Below are 18,375 nucleotides of genomic sequence, written 5' to 3'. Positions count from 1 at the left end.
GGCTGCTCCCCGTAGATACCCCGACGAGCTGCGTGAGCGTGCGACGCGTCTGGCGGTCGAGGCCTGCAAGGACCCGCTCGGCCGGGCTGGTGCGATCGAGCGGATCGCCGACCAGCTGGACGCACACCGTGGCCCTGCGCGGTGCCGGGCTACCTCGTGGTGGGGATGCCGTTAGCCGGAGGGGTAGCCGGCGAAGCGTCATAGGGTACGACGGGCCCATTGCCGTTATCGGTGGTCATGGGTGGGCCTTGGTACTCGATGGCGGTGCCCTTGATGCTGCCGACGCGGGTGCCGGTGCCGCCGGCGTGAGAGGTCTTGCTGAAGGCAAACGGGACGAAGCTCGGCCCGGTGAATCCGCCCTTCTCCATGGCGCTAACCATAGATTGCCGGGTCAGGTCAGGCCCGGCTACTTGAAGCGCCTGGACGAAGGTATAGGCAGCGGTCATGCCTGCGACCATGGCTGTGGTGAGCGGCAATGATGTCGCGTACTCGTTGCGGACCTTGGTGAAGAGTTGAATCCAGGGGTTTCTTGTTTCGTTGGGCAGGGGCGCCGCCGCGTCGGTGATGATGCCCTGGATCAGCGAGGTGGCGCTCTGGTCGGGGGTAGCGTCCTGCAGCAGACGCACGAGTGTGGTGGGCTCTCCGCCGCTGCTGGTACTCAGCACCAGCTGGGCACTGTTGCCGAGTTTGAGCTGGGCCTTGCGCAACTGTGCTGTGTACTGCGGGATTCCGAACGCCACAATCACGTCGGCCTTGGCCTGATCAATGGCCGCAACCTGGGGGGTGATGTCGAGGTTGCCGGGCTGGTAGACCTGACGGGAGACAACCGATGCAGCCGGGATTTCCTTGTCCAGTCCCTTGATGCCGTCCTGGCCCAGCTGGTCGTCCTGGGTGAAGTAGGCGACGCGTTTGCCCGGGAAGTTCTTCTTGATGTAGGCGCCGAGGATCTTGCCCTCGCGGACGTAGTCGGTGAGGTAGCCGAAGGTGTAGGGATACTTCTCGGGTGCATCCCAGCAGGTGCAGCCAGATGTCACGAGGAGGTCGGGCACCTTCCGGGCGTTGAGATAGTCCACGACCTTGGTGTGCGTCGGTGTGCCGAGGCCGTTGAAGATGGCGAACACCTTGTCCTGCTCTACGAGCTGGCGGACCACGCTGACAGTTCGGACGGGATCGTAGGCATCGTCACGATACTTGTAGATGATCTTACGTCCGTGCACGCCGCCACGGGCATTGACGTAGTCGAAGTAGGCCTTGGCCGCTGGCGCGACGTCGCCGAATCCCGGAGAAGCCGGCCCCGTCAGCGGCTGATGGCTGCCGATCGTGACGGACGTGTCGGTCACCCCCGTCGAATCGCCGCCCTCGGACGAATCGCTGCTGCAGCCGGCCGCCATAACCACGCATGCTGTCAGCATTGCGACGACACTTGATCGCTTACTCATCGCTTCCCCTTGCTCGGCGAAATGTCATGAGGGAGAGCATCCGGGGCCCCGCGCGGCGGCAAGCCTTGGCAAGTCCTCCCTGGATCCCGGCCGGAAAGATAATGATCATGGTGGTGAGGATTACTCCGAACACCCCATTAGGCAGGTTGTTCTCCACACGGACCGGAAGCTCCAACGCTACGGAGAAATTCGACACCCAGATCGGAACCAGCACCAACAGCAGCGAGCCCCAGATCGCACCCATAAGGCTGCCAAGGCCGCCGATGACGACCGCGGCGATCAACATCAATGACAAGATCAATGTAAACGCTCCTGGCGCAGCAAGCGAGGTCACCCACGCAAGCAGACCTCCCGCCAGACCACCGCAGACAGCTGAGACGACAAAAGCAATCAACCGTACCCGGGCAACGCGAATGCCGCTGAGTGCCGCCGCCGCCTCGTCGTCACGCACTGCCCTCAGTATCCTTCCGTACCGGCTTGCGGATAGATTTGCCAGCAGCCACAAAACAACGGTGGCACTGGCACCAGCAACCCATGCCTGCCACTGCGCCACAGGGATGCTCGTGCCGAACACGGCTGGCAGCGGGCCGATCGGCACCGACAGCCCGTTCTCCGCCTGGAGTACAGGCCGCAGGGGTCCAAGATTGGTCAAGGACGGCAACGCCAATGCCAGCGCAAGTGTCGCCCCCGCCAGGTAGTGTCTCCGCAGTCGCGTACAGACCAGGCCCACCAGCATGCCCACCCCGCCCGCCGTCGCCGCAGAGGTGACCAGGGCCAGAATCAACGAGGACCGCTCGCTGTTGAGCAGCAATGCTGTCGTGTAGGCGCCCACCGCTATGAATGCGCCTTGCCCGGCGGAGATCTGGCCGCTGAGCCCGATGAGAACGGTCAGCCCCGCGGCAGCGCAGAGCATGCAGGTGGCCCGAGTGAGCTCGAACTGCCAGTACGGTGACACTAGAGAGGTCAGGACACCCACGGCTGCCAGGCCCGCAATGGCGAAAACGGTGTGCCGCACAAAGGTCCTTTTCATACCTTTCTCCCGGCTGCGGAACCGAACAGCCCGGCGGGCCGAATTGCGAGTACGGCGATAAGGAATCCGAAAGTGGCGAGCGGGCCGAGGGCCGGGCTGGCGTAACCCGAGATGAGACTCAGTACGCAGCCGAGCACGATACCGCCGACGACGGCACCGACCGGGCTCTCCAGGCCGCCGATGACCGCTGCAGTGAACCCATAGATCAACACCGGGTCGAACTGACTGGGGCCGACGGAAGTGGTTGGGGCCACCAGTACTCCGGCCAGAGCCCCGACCATGGCTGCCAGCGCCCAGCCCAGGGTGAGCATCCGGTTCACCCGAACGCCGAGCAGTTGTGCAATCTCCGGTTCGTAGGCGGTGGCGCGCATACGCAGGCCTACAGCGCTGAAACGGAACATGACCACCAGTGCAGCCAGCGTGGCACAGACCGCGCCTACTGTGAACAAATCGGCTGGTGACAGCAGCAGGCGAGCTCCGCCGATCGTGAAGCCCTGGACGCTGAACGCCGTTGGATACGACCGCAGAGTCGATCCCCAGATCATGCCGGCTACAGCTTCGAGCACGATCAGAAGGCCGAAAGTAAGGATGACGGAGTTGTACAGATGCCTGCCCTCGACCCAGCGGATCAAGAAACGCTCAGCAGCAGCGCCTAAGACAAGCCCGGAAACGAGTGCTGTGATCAGAGAGAGCCAGTAGGACCCGGAATGCTGCAGCACGGTCCACGCAATGAACGTCGTCAGCATCAACATGCTGCCCTGCGCAAAGTTGATGACCTGGGTCGTACGCAAGATCAGCACCACGGCCAGCGCGACAGCCGCGAGCACGAACCCCTCCGTGAGGCCGGCCAGGATCAGATTCAAGAACCTCAGCACTAGAACCCCAGATAGGCACGGCGCAGCCGGTCCATGAGCTGTTCGTCAGCGGCGAGCGTTGCGGCGTCGGCGTCCAGGACTACACGGCCCAGATCGAGCACGACGGATCGGTCGGCGATGGCCAGAGCACTGCGTGCGTTCTGCTCAGCCAGCACCACCGTGTACCCGCTCTCGTCCCGCAGTTGGCGGACGCTGGCCAAGAGCTGAGCAACGACCAGAGGTGCCAGGCCCAGCGACGGTTCGTCCAAGACAAGGGCCCGAGGCCCCCCCATCAAGGCCCGCCCGATCACCAGCATGCGCCTTTCGCCACCGGAGAGAGTCGAGGCGAGGCGGTCCCGGCACTCGACTAGGGCAGGGAACAACGCATAGACACGATCGGCGGTGGCCCGGCGCTCCCTGGACCCACCCGGCGCGATCAGCCCGCCCAGCCGCAGGTTTTCCTCGACGGTGAGTTCCAGAATCACGCCCTGTCCCTCAGGGACGTGCCCCAGCCCAAGGCGGGCGATGTCTTCAGCAGGCCGGCCGCTGATCTCCCGTCCGACGAAGACGATGCTGCCCGCCGTCGGCTTGACCAGACCGCTGATCGTACGCAGCAACGTCGTCTTCCCCGCCCCGTTGGCGCCGAGCACAGCGGTAACTGTGCCCTCCCGGGCGCTTAGCGTCACCTGGTCCAGGGCTCGAACCGCCCCGTAGTCGACCGTGAGGTTACGGATCTCAAGCACTACTGCCGCCGACCCCCTTACCCAGGTACGCCTGAACCACCTCAGCATCGTTACGCACGACGTCCGGCGGGCCATGGGCGATCAACTTCCCGAAGTTGAGCACCGCGACGTTGTCACAGACCCTCATCACGAGGTCCATCCGGTGCTCCACCAGCACCACAGAGGCTTCGAGACTGGGCAGTAGCTCCGCCAGCTCCTGAATCTCCGCACTGGAAAGTCCAGCGGCAGGTTCATCGAGCAACAACAGTTCCGGCTCGGCAACTAGCGCCCGTGCCAGTGCCACCCGCTTACGGATCCCATAGGGCAGCTCGCCCGGCATCCGGTCCGCTGTGTCGCCGATACCAAGAGCTGCAAGCCGCTCCCCGGCCCGCGCCCGCAGGGCTGCCTCGTCACGATCCGCCCGGCGCAGCGCCAAAAGCGCGGAGAGCAGCCCCGCCCGCGCGTGGGCGGTGGCCCCGGCCATCACATTCTCCACCACCGTGAGACCGGGGAAGAGCCCCAGACCCTGCAGGGTCCTGGCGATACCCAGTTCAGCAAGACTGTGGGTCTGGTGCCGAAGCAGGTTCCGTCCCTTCCAGATGACCGAACCGGATTCTGCCCGGACAAATCCACACACCACGTTGAACAGCGTGGTCTTACCCGCCCCGTTAGGGCCAATGACACCCAGAACCTGCCCCGGCAGGATGCTCAGGGAAATCCCATCAAGGACTTTCACTCCATTCAAACGCACAGTCACGCCAGCGAGTTCCAGCAGGGGAGGCGCCATCAGTATCTCCGGCAGCCAAGCGGCGAGGCAGGTTTGGCCGGGTGCAGATTATCAACCCATGCCGTTGATGGATTGCTGCTGGAACTCATCATGCCTTCATATGGCTTAACTCTCCAACCTCATGTGACCGTTGACCGTTATAGTCAATCCGCACCGGCGCAACCGTCCGAAAACGTCAGCGGCGGACATTCTTCCAGCCTACGTCAAGGAGCCACGTCAACCGGGACGACTCGCCCGAGGTTGAACCGTTCCGGGTTCGGCGGAGATGGTATGCCCGGTTCTGATGGAGCCGGGTAGCTGGACAATTGACTTCCAGCAGGTGCTTCACATTGCCGGCTGGGGCGTGGGATGAATCTTCGGATTGTCCGTGTGGGAAGAGTGCGGGGGCGTGTCGGATGTGGTGCCGTCGTACCGGAATCACCGCCATCCGGTGGAGGTCATCTCGCACTGTGTGTGGCGGTACTTCCGAGGGATCTCACCCCACTTCAGACCCCACCGGCCGGTACCGCTTCGAGATGATGGTCCGCCTCACCATCTGGAATCACATCACCAGCGCCACCAGCCTGCCCACCACCGGCTGAGCCACAAGCCGCCGGCCTCCGCCATGCCCTCAGCCGGCCACGCCCCCAACAACGTGACAATGCCGCGACGTTGCCCCATAGACCGCCCAACGAGCGGTCACCACAAAGGGGACCGTCGCAATCGGCAGCCTTGCTGACCAGGTTGAAGAAGCCACGGTCCTGCTCAGATGCCGTGGGCTTCTGTCATTGTCGGTCGGCGAGGATAGCCGGACTTTGTGCTGAACGGTCAGCAGTTTGCAGGATCGCGTAAACCAGTCAGGAACTCACATGTTCGCCAACTCGCCTTCAGGTCAACTCTATTCTGTGGTACGACTCCTGGGCAGAGATGGTGCCCCTCCTCTCCTTCGACGTCGAGATCCGCAAGGTGATCTGTTCGACGAACGCGATGGAGAGTGCGAACGCCCGCATCCGCAAGGCCGTGAGGGCTCGTGGGCACTTCCCCTCGCCGAAACGCCGCATTGAAGTGCGCCTGCATGGCGCTGACGAGCATGGACCCGACCGGCAAGGGCCGACGCCGCTGGACGATGCGCTGGAAAGCACCGCTGAACGCCTTCCGGACCGCCTTCGAAGGCCGACTCACCCCCCTGCCGGCCACTGAACCTCAACAGCCACGATCAGCCGTTGATCGGACAGACCCGGGCGGGCAGCTCGTCCTGGGACCATCCAGCAGCCGCATTTCATTGTGCTGTCACCGAGCGGCCTGCGGCTCCGGCAAAGGAGGTGCGCAACTGGCGGCGGCTGGTGAGGCGAAGTTTGGTGAAGACGTGGCTGAGGTGGTATTCGACTGTCTTCGGGCTGAGGAATAGTTCGCGCGCGATTTCCTGATTGGTCAGACCCCTGGCGGCTAGATGGGCGATGGTCTGTTCGCGCTCGGTCAAGGCGGCGTCGACCTTGAATGCGGCATGCGGGATGCGAGCTTGGTGCGGATGGAGTCGGGCAAGGTCATCGGTGATGTGCAGGGCATACGGTGTTGCACCCAGTGCGGTGCAGACGCCGAGTGCCTCCTGAAGATGGTGTGTCGCCTCAGCGAGCCTTTGCCGACCGCCAAGGGCCTGCAAGTGGTGAGCCAGGTCGCGATGGCAGAAGGCCCGGTGGAGGGGGATGTCGTCCTGGTCCGAGGCGGGAGTGGCCACAGCGGCCCGGTAGTGGGTGAGTGCGTCTGGTGAGTGGCCCAGGGCAGTGGCCAAGCGGCCGCGCAACCAGGCAGATGTGCAGGCGGAGGCTGGTGCGCCGGAGGTGATCTGGTCATAGTCGGCAAGGGCCCGCTCGGCGCGGACCAGATCAGCATGGTCCAGTCCTGGGCTGGCCGTGGCAGCCTCGATGAGCAGCGGTGCCCACAGCACACAGAGGCTGGTTCGAGTGGTCAGTGGGACCCGTGCGGGGTCGTCCACAGCGCGCAGAGCCTGAAGCACGGCCTGATGGTTGGCTGCTGCCTGTGCCAGCACGGCCTGCAGCAGCATTGCGTACATAGAGGTGCGCTCCGGGAAGAGGGGGAAGCGGCGGCAGGCGTCGAGATGCTGCTGCGCGCCATCCCCTTTCCCTTGCTGAGCGAGAGGAAGACCGGCGGCCGCATGCGCTATGGGAAAGGCCCAGGCCACCGCCTGGGTTTCGGCCATGAGGAGTGCTTGTTCGGCGTTGATGGCGGCATCCGCCCACCGGCCGGTGAGGTACTGGGTCAGAGCAAGGATGGCGTGCTCGCCGGGCGGGGAGGGAATCTCGAGGTCAGTGCGTTTGCGCGCGATGAGAGTGGTCAGATCCTCTGTGGCTGCTGCCAGATGGCCTGCCTCTGCCCGGATCATGCCGCGGTAGAGCAGCAAGCTGCTGTCGTGCTGGGGGACTTGCGTGGCCTGGTCGGGCAGCCCGGCCTCGGCCATGCCTCTCAGGGCCGCCAGCGGGCCGTCGGCGTAAGCGGTGGCCTCGGCGAGCAGCCCGACGGCGAGACTGCGAGCAGGGCCGGGGGATATGGCGTTGACGACGGGATGCAAAGTGGCCATGGCTTTAGGGCCGTCCGCCCGCAGGAGCAGAGTCGCCCCCAGCCAGCGACCGGCGAGCAGGCGCAGAGCCGGATCAGTGGCGGTGTCCCGGGCGCGAGTGAGGAGCCTCTCGGCTTCGTGCGGTTCTTCTCCCGCGGTAGCGGCAAGGAAGCCCAGGACGGCATCTCGGCGTGGGCTTGGAGCACACTGGCAGATGGCACCACGCAGGACCTGGGCTCGGCGATACAGGCGCCCGTTTATCAGGCCGATAGCGGCGGCGAGGAGGAAAAGGTCGTGTTGCTCACGGCTCGGTGACATGTCCATTGCCCACAGCTGCAAGGTGGCAGCGCGGCCGAAGCAGCCCTGGGCTGCCTGCCGCTGGGCTTCATCAGCAAGCTCTCTCACAAGATCGGGGTCGCTGCGGGCGGTGGCAGCAACGCGATGGGCCCATGCCATCTCCACACCCACCAACGTGGCGGCGCGCGCGTGCAGGGCCTGCCGACGGCTGGGCCTCATCGCCTCATAGACCGCATCACGCTGCAGGGAGTGATGGATCCGCACCGGGGCGGTAGGCTGCGTGGGCTCCCAGTGGGCCAGGCCGCTGGCCAGCACGGAGGCAAGGGCAACGCTTGGGTCGGAGATCTCGGCGAGGTGCGCGGCGGTGGCCAGTGGGGTGGTGCCATCGAGCACCGCCAGGGCTTCGACCAGGCGGCGCGCGTCCTGCGGCAGCCCGGCCAGGGTCTGGCGGACGAGAGCCTGAAGCGTGGCCGGCAGGGGGAGCGGTTGGGTGAGGTCGGCGATCTCACTGACCGGGATCTGGTTGAATACAGATCGCAGATGCAAGGGGTGACCTGCCGTACGTTGGTGCAGTCGCTCAACAGCAACGCGCCCCAGAGCCTCGCCGCCCGCATCCGCAGCCATTTGCGTGGTCTCGTCCACGGTCAGCCCGGCCAGCTGCACCGGCAGGACGCGCGCCCCGGCTCGGGGCAAGGCACGCCAGTCCGCGCCAGACGCAGTCTGATCGCTGGAATCATGAGAACGGGCAGTAAAGATCACCAGCAGCCGATCGTTAAACAAACGGCGCAGCACGAATCCCAGCGCATTCACTGAGTAATCGTCTGCCCACGGAACATCATCGATCACGATGGCTGTCGGGGTGCGGTCGGCAGCAGCCGCAAGGATCATCAGCAGATCGCCACCGACCGCCAGGGGAGATGCCTTGGGGGTGAGAACCCGCATGAGGTCCCCGGCGCCAGGTATTTCGGAGGGCAGACGGCGGAGGATCTGGTCGATGAGGCCGAACGGAAGGTCCTGCTCCAGAGGATCGCATCCCGCCCAGCACACCCACCACCCATTGGCTCTGCCCACCGCCTGACGCGCCAGAGCGGTTTTCCCGATGCCTGCTTCCCCCTCGATCACCACGGCCCAGGCGTCACCGGCAGCGACCTGGGCGCGGCATCGATCAATCGCGGACAGGAATGTCTCGCGCCCCGAAAATCTGCCGGTCTGCATCTCTTTGGGAGGCTTGCCGTCCCAGGCAGGCCTCCCTTCGCCTCCGGCTGCTGTACGCATTACCACGACCAAGCAATTGGCAGTACAAGCCTATTTCATCATAAAACAGGCACATGCGATCACTCTGGTGCCGAGTTATCCGTGGGCGGTTCGTGAGGTGACGTCCGTTCTGGTTGGAGTGGGATCAAGGACGCTGGTGGAGGTTCTGCCGGCCATCACTTCCTGGCGAGGGTTGCCGGTGTCGGCCTCGGTATGGATCCCGAGTTTGACCAGGCGTTTCAGCCTGGCGTGGGTGCCTTCGACGTTCCTCGGCAGCATTTCGTGGCCGAGGGCCTCTCGACGTCCTTGGCCCGTAGCGGCCCGGTCGCGTGGTTGAAGGCGGCGAGGATGCGGGGTAGTCCGGGTGCTCGGGCAGGTCCGGCGCGACGGCCGGGGAGCCGGTCGGCGAGGCCATGACGTGTGTGAGGTGCTCCAGGTGCATCGCGGCCTCCCACAACCGGGTCTGCAGGTCGTCGATCTGTGCGCGGAGGTCGTGGGCCAGGGCCCGGGCGGAGTCTTCCCGGAGTCCAGGGCGTCGAGCAGGGGCCGGATGTCCACGCTGCCACCGCCATGCCCGCGCGCCAGACGGTGGCGTTCGCGCCGGTGAGGCGTCGGGTCATGACGTGGGTCATCGCCCTGTAGAGGCGGGAGGCGGGAGGCGGGAGGCGGGAGGCGGGAGGCGGGAGGCGGGAGGCGGGAGGCGGAGGGGCGGTGCTCGTGGTCACGGGCCGGGCGCCGGTGCAGTGTCAGGATCCCGTAGGTCTGCTCGACAGCCCAAGTGGGCTCCGTGGCCGTTCCTCGGCTCCGGCGCCCCCACCGGCGCCTCCTGCGGTGAAGTGAAGCGGTGACCGAAACACCGTCCAAGGGTCTGGACGTCATGGCCACACGGGGCAGGTCATCTTCCTCCCCGTCCTTCGCGTCTCGAGCTGCGGAACACGACGCGGACAAGGGCCCTCAGTCCATCCTCGACTCACCCATGAAACCAGCCCGAGACCACCCCTCAACAGTCAACGCGGCAGCAGCTTTTGGGTGACGTAGACCAGGTGACTGGGTTGCGTTCGGCCGCGAAGACACCGAGGTCAACAGCCTCGGCGTGGGTGCTTTGGACGCCTCGCAGCAGTCGGGGATGCCCGGCATATCAGGACAGGTGGTGCACCTCTGGGAGGCCGTACACCGGTGTCGGGATGCCCTCCGCACGTGCCTTCAGCTGCAACGCCAGGTACAGCGAGTAATGCCGCGACTGGTGCAGGTTCCCGCCGTGGAACCACAATCCCGGCTGCTGTGTGGGTTTCCACATGTTGCGTTCCTCGCCCTCCCACGGGCCGGGGTCCTTCGTGGTGTCGGATCCGAGTCCCCACACCTTGCCGACCCGGTCGGCGACGTCCTGGCCGATGAGATCCGCGGCCCAGCCGTTCATCGAGCCGTAGCCTGTGGCGTACACGACCAGGTCGGCGGGCAGTTCCGTCCCGTCTTGCAGTCGTACGGCGGATTCAGTCAGCGCTACGACCTGTCCGTGTGCGAGCTTCACCCGGCCGTCGAGCACGAGGTCTGCGGCGCCGACGTCGATGTAGTAACCCGACCCGCGCCGCAGGTACTTCATGAACAGTCCGGAGTCGTCGTCGCCCCAGTCGTGCTGGAAGCCGGCGGCCTCGAGGCGGTCATAGAACTCCTGGTCGCGTTCCCTGATCGCGGCGTAGACCGGTTGCTGGGCGGTATGCATGATCCGGTATGGCACGGAAGCGAACGTCAGGTCCGCTCTCTCCGTCGTGATCCCCGCCGCAAGCGCGCGTTCCGAGTACAGGTCGCCGAGACCGAGGTCCATCAAGGACTCGGACTTCACGATGTGGGTCGAGCTGCGCTGGACCATCGTCACATCCGCGCCCGTTTCCCACAGCGCACCGCAGATGTCGAAGGCCGAGTTGTTCGAGCCGATGACTACGATCCGCTTACCGCGATATGCGTCAGGGCCGGGGTGGGCGGAGCTGTGGTGCTGCTCGCCGCGGAAGCGGTCCTGCCCGGGCAGGACCGGGATATTCGGCTTGCCGCTCATGCCGGTGGCCAACACGAGCTGCTTCGGCCGCAGAACCAGCTCCTCGCCGTGACGGTCCACGCTCACGTGCCACTCCTGGGCGCCGGAGTCGTATCGGGCGTGCCGACACAGCGTCGAGGGCCAGTAATTCACCTCCATCACCTGCGTGTACATCTCCAGCCAGTCGCCGATCTTGTCCTTCGGCGAGAATACCGGCCAGTTGCGGGGGAACGGCAGGTGGGGCAGGTGGTCGTACCAGACGGGGTCGTGCAGGCACAGCGACTTGTACCGGCCGCGCCACTGGTCGCCGGGACGTGCGTGCCGGTCGATGACCACATGCGGCACCCCGAGCTGACGCAGCCGCGCGCCGAGCGCGATGCCGGCCTGCCCGCCGCCGACCACGAGCACATACGGCTGACGTGTTCTGCCCAGCTCCACCTGTTCCGCCGTGCGTGCCTCGGCCCACGTCACCCGCTCACGGTTGACGCCGTGCTCGACGCCGTTCGGCCGGTTCGCGTCCCTCGGCTCCTCGTGGCCCTTCAGTTCGAACAACGTGGTGAGCAGAGTGAACGCGCCTTCAGGCGTGAGCCGCAGGTGTCCCGTGCCCCGGCCGGCTGCGGTCTCGAACCCGAGCCACGCCTCGGTCACGCCCTCGCTCTCGGTGGGTTCCTCGGTCACGTGGAAGTGGTGCGCGTCGGTCGTCGCCATGGTGGCGCGCAACAGATCCGCCACCCCGTCACGGTTCTCGACCGTGGTGATGTTCCAGGTGAACGCGACCAGGTCACGCCAGAACGACGTGGCGGCAAACAGATCAGCGCCCGCCTCCGCGTCACGGGCGGCGAGCGCCGCCTCGAACGACGAGAGCCACGCATCGACCAGCCGCCGAACGGTGGTCGCGCCGTGCAGTTCACGTGTCTGGGCCATGGCGCCTCCCTGTGCCATCGTCCGTCACCGATGCCCAGGTTCCGGACTACCGAGGCGACGAGTCGACGGGATTCCCATGGTGACGCCCGTCGCGGCGAGTCCGGGCCTTGGCCTCTCGGCCTTGGACTTCAGCGGCATTTCACCCGCCCTCGAATCCGACGGCCCTCTGCGTAGCGTCGCCCGCAGGCACACCCGGCCTCGAGACGGTCTGAAGCGTCGCGGTTTCTACGCGGACCTCATTCGACCATGATGAGAATCGAGGCTGGTTACAGCAACTCTTGTTCCCAACACCTTCTCAAGGCGGAGGCCAGCTCCTCTTGGCGGATCGGTTTCGTTATGTAGTCGTCCATTCCGGCATCCAGGCAACGCTCTCGGTCTCCTTCCATGGCATTGGCCGTCATAGCGATAATCCGAGGACGTGATGCGATGGCGTGGCTGGCCCTGATGCGCCGCGTGGCTTCCAGGCCGTCGAGTTCGGGCATTTGCACATCCATAAAGACGACGTCATACGGCTGACGTTCTACGGCAGCTACTGCTTCCAGGCCGTCCGCTGCCATGTCGGCACGGTAACCGAGCTTTTCAAGCAAAAGGAGGCCAAGTTTTTGGTTCACCTGATTATCTTCGACGAGTAGAATTCTGAGAGGCGGCCCGGAAAATACGGACTTCTTCTGGCGCTGTGATTCGGCGTGAACATCAGAAACCGTATCTCCAAGGATGACGCCCATCAGCGCGTCGAAAAGCTGCGACGGCTTGATCGGCTTGGTCAGAGTAGCTGAAAATTTCATCTTCCTGAGATCTGGGTTTCGCCTCAACGCTGACGAAAAGAGGATCGATGGGATCCCTGTGGCATGAATTTTTTGGATTTCCGTCGCGGAGAGGGATCCTCTTGCCCCACCGGTCGGAGCGTCAAGGACCGCGACATCGAACGTCTCGCCCTCCTGCAGCCACTCGAGAGCTTTCGCCAGCGACTTGGTATCACGTGTCTTGAGGCCCCAAGTCGTGAGCAGGCGCCGCAAGATGCCTCGACTGGCAGAATGGTGCTCGACTATCAACGCACGTTTTCCCTCCAGCGACGATTGGACCTCTGTCAGGTAACTCCTCTCCTTCTCCAATGTTGCCGGCTGGAGGGGGATGGTGAAGTGGAAGACGCTTCCCTGGTCAGGTATGCCATCACTTTCGACCCAGATCTCGCCCCCCATCAGGTTGACCAATCGCCTGCTGATCGCGAGGCCCAGACCGGTGCCACCGTACTTCCGAGTCGTGGACGAATCCAACTGGGAGAAGGACTGGAACAGGCGGTCCACGCGGTCCGACGGTATGCCGATGCCGGTATCGCATACAGCGAAGTGGAGATGACGGCCACGTCGCCCGTCTCGACCGGGGTCCTGATCACTGGCCACAGTGAGAAGGACTCCGCCGGAATCGGTAAACTTCACGGCATTCGAGAGCAGGTTAAGCAGAATCTGGCGCAGTCTTGTCAGATCACCCACGATGCCCGGCGGGACGTTTTTGTCCAGGAAGTAGGCCAGATCTATCTGCTTCTCTTCGGATTTTGTGGCAACCAGGTCAAGTGCGCTCTCGATGCATTGCCGGAGATCGAACGAGTCCAGCTCAAGATCCAGCTTTCCTGATTCAATCTTGGTGTAATCGAGGATGTCATTAATGAGAGTCAACAGCGATTCGGCGCTACCTCGGATGACTTCTGCAAACTCGCGCTGACTCGGCGAAAGATCCGTACCGAGCAAGAGCCCAGTCATGCCAATTATTCCGTTCATTGGCGTACGGATTTCGTGGCTCATGGAAGCCACGAAGGCGGTTTTCGCCTCATTTGCAGCAACGGCCTGTTCACGAGTAGCACGAAGCTCTTGAGTACGCTCCGACACCTCCCGTTCCAGAGTCTTACTGTAGTCGGCAAGCAGTCTCTCGGCCCGCTTTCGTTCGGTGATGTCACGAATTATTCCGTGATAGGTGAGTGGCCTTCCGTCAGCTGCTACCTCAGCCGTGGACGTCAGCAGACAGTCCATCATCACGCCGCTCTTGGTCTCCAGAGTCGCCTCGAAGTCACGGACTGAACCAGCCCGCTCGAGCTCTTCCTGAAACCTCAGCCGCTCCGCTGGGTGGACGTAGTGCTGATCCACCTCAATGGTCAGTATTTCTTCCCGACTGTATCCAAAAAGATCAAGCAGGGCCTGATTGGCATCAAGAAGCTCGCCATTGGACGTGCTGATGAAATGCGCGTCACGTGAGCTCTCGAAAAGCCTGCGATACTTCTGCTCGCTTGCGCTCATCACCTGGTAGGAATGAACATTCTTGATGGCGGAAGTTGCCTGGCCGGCCATATTGGCCAACCCGACGAGTGCGTCGCCTTCTGCCACGATCCGAGTGAAATAGCGAACGCGCTCTTCCCCGTTACCTACGGCAAGCAGTCCGCTGGGGGTATTCGGCTCACCTCCCAAGGGAACAACGACATACTCGCCCATCCCAATTTTGCCCCCCAATGCAGTAAGTGATGCGTCCACGCACGAGGCAGGGCATACAACTTGCTCCCCCCGTGACAGAACCGGTTCGAGCGCCGCTTCAGCAAGCGGGAGCCGGAGCTCGTGGATCCGCTGCCGATCCCTCTTCTCATAATATCCGTCAGCCATGCGGACCGTCAGCTCCGGCTTATCCTGTGACCGGACGAGGATTACACACCGACTAAAATTGAGTTCGTACACGCAGAAATGCATGACGCGTTCAAGAATAGCCTCGATATCGTTCGCCGCGTTGAATCTCCGGCCAAGTTCGTATAGCTGCCGGTAAAGGCGGACCTGATTGTCCAGGCGTTCTTGGGAAGCGCGCAAGCTTACCTCGGTTCGAAGCATGCGCTTCACTTGGTCGCTGAGCTGTCGATTCTGCTCCGCCATGCGCAGCAGCTCCCCAAGGAAGCTTTCCCTTCGCTGCTGGACCATGGCAGACCACCGTCAGGAACAAACGAGCGCGGCGACAACCGAGGTGAATTGATGCACACGGTTTCGCCCCGATACCGGACAGAGCTCGCCATATCCGTAGAATCCGATCCTCGGAACGCTAGGGAGCTGGCTCTGCAGCCGCCTAAAAAGTTGCCGGGTCGGCTCTTCTCGAAGGAAGTGCCGCCCCCGGCCTGCGCATTCAAAATGCATGATAAGGTCGGGCGTCCGATGGCCTAGATCCTCGTTGACCTTCCGAGCGATCTCGTCGGCGCTCGTGAGGAGCAGATCGATATCTCTCCGCATCAGCCGGACGCGCGTTCCCTCGCTGGCGAGAATCGGCAGCCTAATTGCCCCGGTTTCGGCATTCTGTGACAGCGAAACGTAGGGGACATAGCCTTCAACACCATCAGCGCCGACTGCGGGGAATCCGAACGGAAGGCTCAAGATGACCGGCTGCCAGTCCGTCAGCTCATCCGATGACAGGTAATCGCGAAATACCTCTATCGCCGGTTTGCCGTCGATTTCTTTCACCGTCTGACGATCGACGTCGGTGAGGGTAAGGTCCAGTCCGATTGGAACGCAGCCGTGGCCGACCACAGGTACAACCTGGACCGCACCCGAAAGGACAGCCCAGGCTGCCCCATCCTGCGCCACCTTGCCGTCGTAGTACTGATAGCTTTGTTCGTATGTATTGTTATCTGCGGCCGTCCCTCCAAGGACCGGGAGATGACCGACCTCTTCCAGTCCCTCGTCGAACCCGGCCAGCAGCTCGTCTGCAGTGACGGTCATTCCGTCGGGGAATAGGAAGAGCAGGCGATCATCGGCGGTGAGCGGAGCGACCTGATCCGCAAGAGTCCGTCCAGCACTTCCGCAATTTTCTTTGAGGCCGCTCACCAGGCCGTGACGGAACGATACGGAGTCGGACTGTCCGAGTAGCAGCGCAACGGCGAAGTTCGACTCGTCCGGTTCGTCGCCGACAATAATTCCTTCGCCTGAACAGCCCACGAGGGGAATGCGCCCTGCAGCTTCCCATACGCTCTCGACAAGAGCGGCCTGATCATATCCGACCGAGGCGAACAAAAAAGCAAAATCTGGCTCATCGATAGGACCGGTACGGAGTGCCTGGTCGACAACTTCCTGTGCGGCGGCCTCCGGATTGCGCTGACGGCTCATACCGGTGCCAAATATCGTGGACATGGCCTGACTCCTGGAGATCAGGGCGGGAGCCACGATCAGATCTATGGATCCGGGTTAGTCCATGATCCGAAAGTAGTCTGACTTTTAAATAACGTTAGCACGCGGCAGCGGGGTCGGACACTGGTGATCTTTGATTTCGGTTGACGGGTCGGTCATGCCGCACCGTGCACGCCCGGCTACACGGCCACCCAGATCAGCGTCATCAGGCGCGACGCCCTCGTCCGCAGAACAGTCCCACAGCCACAGACAGCAAAGCCGGCCCCGCGCCGGCCTGCATCGCCGCCTCCGCTCGGCCTCCTGCCAACGGCAATCTCGATCCTGAGGTAGGAACAACGCCTGAGGTAGGAACAACGCAGTTCCTTCCCTCGCCCACCCGCGCCTGTGGCCGGTGCGATGCGGCATCCTCCGGAATGTTCCGGAATAGGGACCCATAACAGGCCCAGCGGCACCGGATGCGACAAGCAGTGCGCTACTGCCATTCTTTTTGCGTCTGCCCCTGGCAGGCGGTCTATCTGGTCGGTCGGTAGAATGACAGCCTCACCCTTTCCAGGGGAGGAGTTGGACGGTGTCAGGTGCCGGCGCCCCCTTGAGTACTTCACCGTCGCCTGGTGCTGAACCCCTTCCTGTCCGCCTGGCGGACTCGCGGGCCTGCAAGTGCCGCCAGGGGTTTGGCGACACGGCATCAGCGTGCGCGACTGGCATGGGGGAGAGGCTCGGCCCGTACAGCCCCTCCGTCGGGCGGGCGTCAGCCGGCGCCGGCCACCGATCGCGGGCGGCCCCGCAGCCCCAGGTCCGGCCGAAAGGTGACGACAGACATGCCAGCCGTACAGGTGCTGAATCCGCAGGCCGTGCAGGATCTGGTGGAGACGTTCGATGCCGCCATCGTGCTGGAGCTCATCGAAGCGTTCCTGGAGGATTCGCTCCAGCTGGTCCACCAAATGCAGCAGGGGATTCAGAACAATGACGCAGAGGTAGTGCAGCGGGCTGCCCACACACTGAAGTCACAAAGCAAGACATTCGGCTTGGAGCAACTGGCGCCCCTGTGTCAAAAACTGGAAACGCTCGCCGCAGGAAGCGAATTACCCGACCACGCCTCAGATACTTCCAACGAAGTCCAGGACGCCTACCGGCTTGCGCAGAATGCCCTCAGAGACCTCCGAGAATCTCTCAGGGCCTACTGAGCTTGAACTCGGGTGGTCGTCGTGAGTTATCCGAGACGGAAGTCACCCGGGTGCTGGGTCCGCGACGTAGTAGGTGCTGGTTGCGCTCTTCAGTCCGTGGCCGGAGAGGACACGGCAGATCGGCTTGACGCCGAAGACCTTCTTGAACTCATAGATGAACGCTACGAGCGTTTCGATGGCCGGTCGAGTTCGGCCGCGAAGAAAGTCGACGCCGCCTTCAAGACGTCGTCGGCCGCCGCAGTTTGACGTTCTCGGCCCGCAGACGTTTGATCTCCGAAACCGCACACCCACGAAGCTTGCAAGGATTGAGGGACAGATATGCCATGACACGGATCTCTCAGGGAATCGAGTGGGGCCCCGGTTCTTGTGGAGTCGGGTTGCCGGACAACTGTCCCCGCAGATCAGCGACCGGCCGCGTTTCGGCCGACAGACTTCCTAGGTCAAGACGCATCAATCAGTACGTAAAGAAATTCTTCCTGTCCCTCCAAAACGCCCCAAAATCTGCGATATTCATCGGGCGGGAAAGTTTGACAGCCGGCCGAGCCGGTGCGGTCGGGTAGCCCGGCATGAAATAGGAAGTCATTCACGTCGAGCCCATTCTGCAAATCGGGGTGTACTGAGTCCCGTGCGTCGAAGAATCCATCATGATTAGAGTCGCGGAGCGATGTAATTGCTCCCCGTGAACGCAGGACGTCGCCGAACTTCTTCGACTGGCTTTTATAGTAAGTGTAGACGCCGACCGGGATGCATCCCAAATCTCGACGGCCGTCGCCGTCGACATCGACACCCACAGCAGTCCCATTCCGGCTGGTCCTGGCGTCGCCTACATCTTCATAGAAGGCCGCGGGCTCGGTGTTGCCCTGGAATTCCGCAGCATGCTTCCCTGCCGTGTCGCGCCACAGCACCACGAAGCGATCGTCGTACAGGCCCAGACCGTCATTGGCATGGGTGTTGGTGATAACTCTTATTCCCAAAATGATGCGCCTGCCCTCGGCGAGCTCGCGCTCCGCCCGGGCCGCGCCTCGCCGGACAGCAAGATTTTCGTAGAGGAGGTACTTTTCCGTGGATGTCATTTTCGAAGTGTCCGGCAGCGTCATTTTTTGACCAGACCCCGCTGCGTTGGGAGGCGGAGGTATGAAAGGCGAATGCTGCATGA

12 protein-coding genes and 2 pseudogenes are annotated in these 18,375 nt (G+C 63.3%); 3 read left to right on the top strand and 11 right to left on the bottom strand.

The features are described from left to right. Nucleotides 1–149: 149 nt before the first annotated feature. Genes OG331_RS03135 through OG331_RS03115 form a run of 5 tightly spaced genes read right to left on the bottom strand, consistent with a single transcriptional unit; the run spans nt 150 to nt 4,832 of the window. Nucleotides 150–1,439 (bottom strand): ABC transporter substrate-binding protein, encoded by a 1,290-nt coding sequence (locus OG331_RS03135; protein ID WP_406191348.1) that lies wholly within the window; start codon nt 1,437–1,439, stop codon nt 150–152. Beyond that, nucleotides 1,432–2,469 carry a branched-chain amino acid ABC transporter permease gene (locus OG331_RS03130; protein ID WP_406191346.1) on the bottom strand — a complete coding sequence of 346 codons (1,038 nt, stop codon included), beginning with the start codon at nt 2,467–2,469 and terminating at the stop codon, nt 1,432–1,434. Before OG331_RS03130 ends, OG331_RS03135 begins: the two co-directional genes overlap by 8 nt. Continuing rightward, nucleotides 2,466–3,332, bottom strand: coding sequence for a branched-chain amino acid ABC transporter permease (locus OG331_RS03125; protein ID WP_406191344.1), 867 nt, complete (start codon nt 3,330–3,332; stop codon nt 2,466–2,468). Before OG331_RS03125 ends, OG331_RS03130 begins: the two co-directional genes overlap by 4 nt. A gap of 11 nt (nt 3,333–3,343) precedes the next feature. Then, nucleotides 3,344–4,114 carry an ABC transporter ATP-binding protein gene (locus OG331_RS03120; RefSeq protein ID WP_406209657.1) on the bottom strand — a complete coding sequence of 257 codons (771 nt, stop codon included), beginning with the start codon at nt 4,112–4,114 and terminating at the stop codon, nt 3,344–3,346. Continuing rightward, nucleotides 4,059–4,832, bottom strand: coding sequence for an ABC transporter ATP-binding protein (locus OG331_RS03115; protein WP_406191342.1), 774 nt, complete (start codon nt 4,830–4,832; stop codon nt 4,059–4,061). The genes OG331_RS03120 and OG331_RS03115 overlap by 56 nt, the downstream gene beginning before the upstream one ends. 882 nt (nt 4,833–5,714) lie before the next feature. Between OG331_RS03115 and OG331_RS03110 the strand changes: the two are divergent. Further along, nucleotides 5,715–5,997: pseudogene (locus tag OG331_RS03110) on the top strand (transposase); the annotation flags it as partial. Nucleotides 5,998–6,090: 93 nt separating this feature from the next. On the opposite strand, the gene OG331_RS03105 reads toward OG331_RS03110, so the two are convergent. The 5 genes and pseudogenes from OG331_RS03105 to OG331_RS03085 all read right to left on the bottom strand — a co-directional run bounded on the left by OG331_RS03105 (nt 6,091) and on the right by OG331_RS03085 (nt 16,038). Continuing rightward, entirely contained in the window at nt 6,091–8,898 is a 2,808-nt protein-coding gene (locus tag OG331_RS03105) for an ATP-binding protein (protein WP_406191340.1), read from the bottom strand. Between the two features lie 617 nt (nt 8,899–9,515). Continuing rightward, nucleotides 9,516–9,714 (bottom strand): annotated as a pseudogene (locus OG331_RS03100) (hypothetical protein); the annotation flags it as partial. A gap of 361 nt (nt 9,715–10,075) precedes the next feature. Next, on the bottom strand, nt 10,076–11,890 hold the full coding sequence (locus tag OG331_RS03095; protein ID WP_406191338.1) for a flavin-containing monooxygenase: 1,815 nt from the start codon (nt 11,888–11,890) through the stop codon (nt 10,076–10,078). 266 nt (nt 11,891–12,156) lie between these two features. Beyond that, a complete protein-coding gene (locus tag OG331_RS03090) occupies nt 12,157–14,796 on the bottom strand; it encodes a response regulator (protein ID WP_406191336.1) in 2,640 nt (879 codons plus the stop codon). Nucleotides 14,797–14,853: 57 nt separating this feature from the next. Further along, entirely contained in the window at nt 14,854–16,038 is a 1,185-nt protein-coding gene (locus OG331_RS03085; protein WP_406191334.1) for an FIST signal transduction protein, read from the bottom strand. Between the two features lie 815 nt (nt 16,039–16,853). On the opposite strand from OG331_RS03085, the gene OG331_RS03080 reads away from it, so the two are divergent. Next, nucleotides 16,854–17,219: an Hpt domain-containing protein gene (locus OG331_RS03080; protein WP_406191332.1), complete on the top strand. Its 366-nt coding sequence runs from the start codon at nt 16,854–16,856 to the stop codon at nt 17,217–17,219. A 96-nt stretch (nt 17,220–17,315) separates the two neighbouring features. After that, nucleotides 17,316–17,465 (top strand): hypothetical protein, encoded by a 150-nt coding sequence (locus tag OG331_RS03075; RefSeq protein WP_406191330.1) that lies wholly within the window; start codon nt 17,316–17,318, stop codon nt 17,463–17,465. A 194-nt stretch (nt 17,466–17,659) separates the two neighbouring features. On the opposite strand, the gene OG331_RS03070 is transcribed toward OG331_RS03075, so the two are convergent. Continuing rightward, nucleotides 17,660–18,316, bottom strand: a complete 657-nt coding sequence (locus OG331_RS03070) for a hypothetical protein (protein ID WP_406191329.1) — start codon at nt 18,314–18,316, stop codon at nt 17,660–17,662. Nucleotides 18,317–18,375 lie beyond the last annotated feature (59 nt).

The organism is Streptomyces sp. NBC_01017 (genome assembly GCF_045162795.1).
Classification (GTDB): domain Bacteria; phylum Actinomycetota; class Actinomycetes; order Streptomycetales; family Streptomycetaceae; genus Streptomyces; species Streptomyces machairae.
The sequence above is the reverse complement of the archived record's forward strand: the minus strand, read 5'-3'. Positions and strand labels throughout refer to the sequence as shown.

Coding starts and splice junctions, on each gene's coding strand:
- OG331_RS03095 (WP_406191338.1), bottom strand. CDS start 11,890: ATGGCCCAGACACGTGAACTGCACGGCGCGACCACCGTTCGGCGGCTG.
- OG331_RS03080 (WP_406191332.1), top strand. CDS start 16,854: ATGCCAGCCGTACAGGTGCTGAATCCGCAGGCCGTGCAGGATCTGGTG.
- OG331_RS03070 (WP_406191329.1), bottom strand. CDS start 18,316: ATGACGCTGCCGGACACTTCGAAAATGACATCCACGGAAAAGTACCTC.
- OG331_RS03085 (WP_406191334.1), bottom strand. CDS start 16,038: ATGTCCACGATATTTGGCACCGGTATGAGCCGTCAGCGCAATCCGGAG.
- OG331_RS03105 (WP_406191340.1), bottom strand. CDS start 8,898: ATGCAGACCGGCAGATTTTCGGGGCGCGAGACATTCCTGTCCGCGATT.
- OG331_RS03120 (WP_406209657.1), bottom strand. CDS start 4,114: ATGCTGAGGTGGTTCAGGCGTACCTGGGTAAGGGGGTCGGCGGCAGTA.
- OG331_RS03090 (WP_406191336.1), bottom strand. CDS start 14,796: ATGGCGGAGCAGAATCGACAGCTCAGCGACCAAGTGAAGCGCATGCTT.
- OG331_RS03130 (WP_406191346.1), bottom strand. CDS start 2,469: ATGAAAAGGACCTTTGTGCGGCACACCGTTTTCGCCATTGCGGGCCTG.
- OG331_RS03115 (WP_406191342.1), bottom strand. CDS start 4,832: ATGGCGCCTCCCCTGCTGGAACTCGCTGGCGTGACTGTGCGTTTGAAT.
- OG331_RS03135 (WP_406191348.1), bottom strand. CDS start 1,439: ATGAGTAAGCGATCAAGTGTCGTCGCAATGCTGACAGCATGCGTGGTT.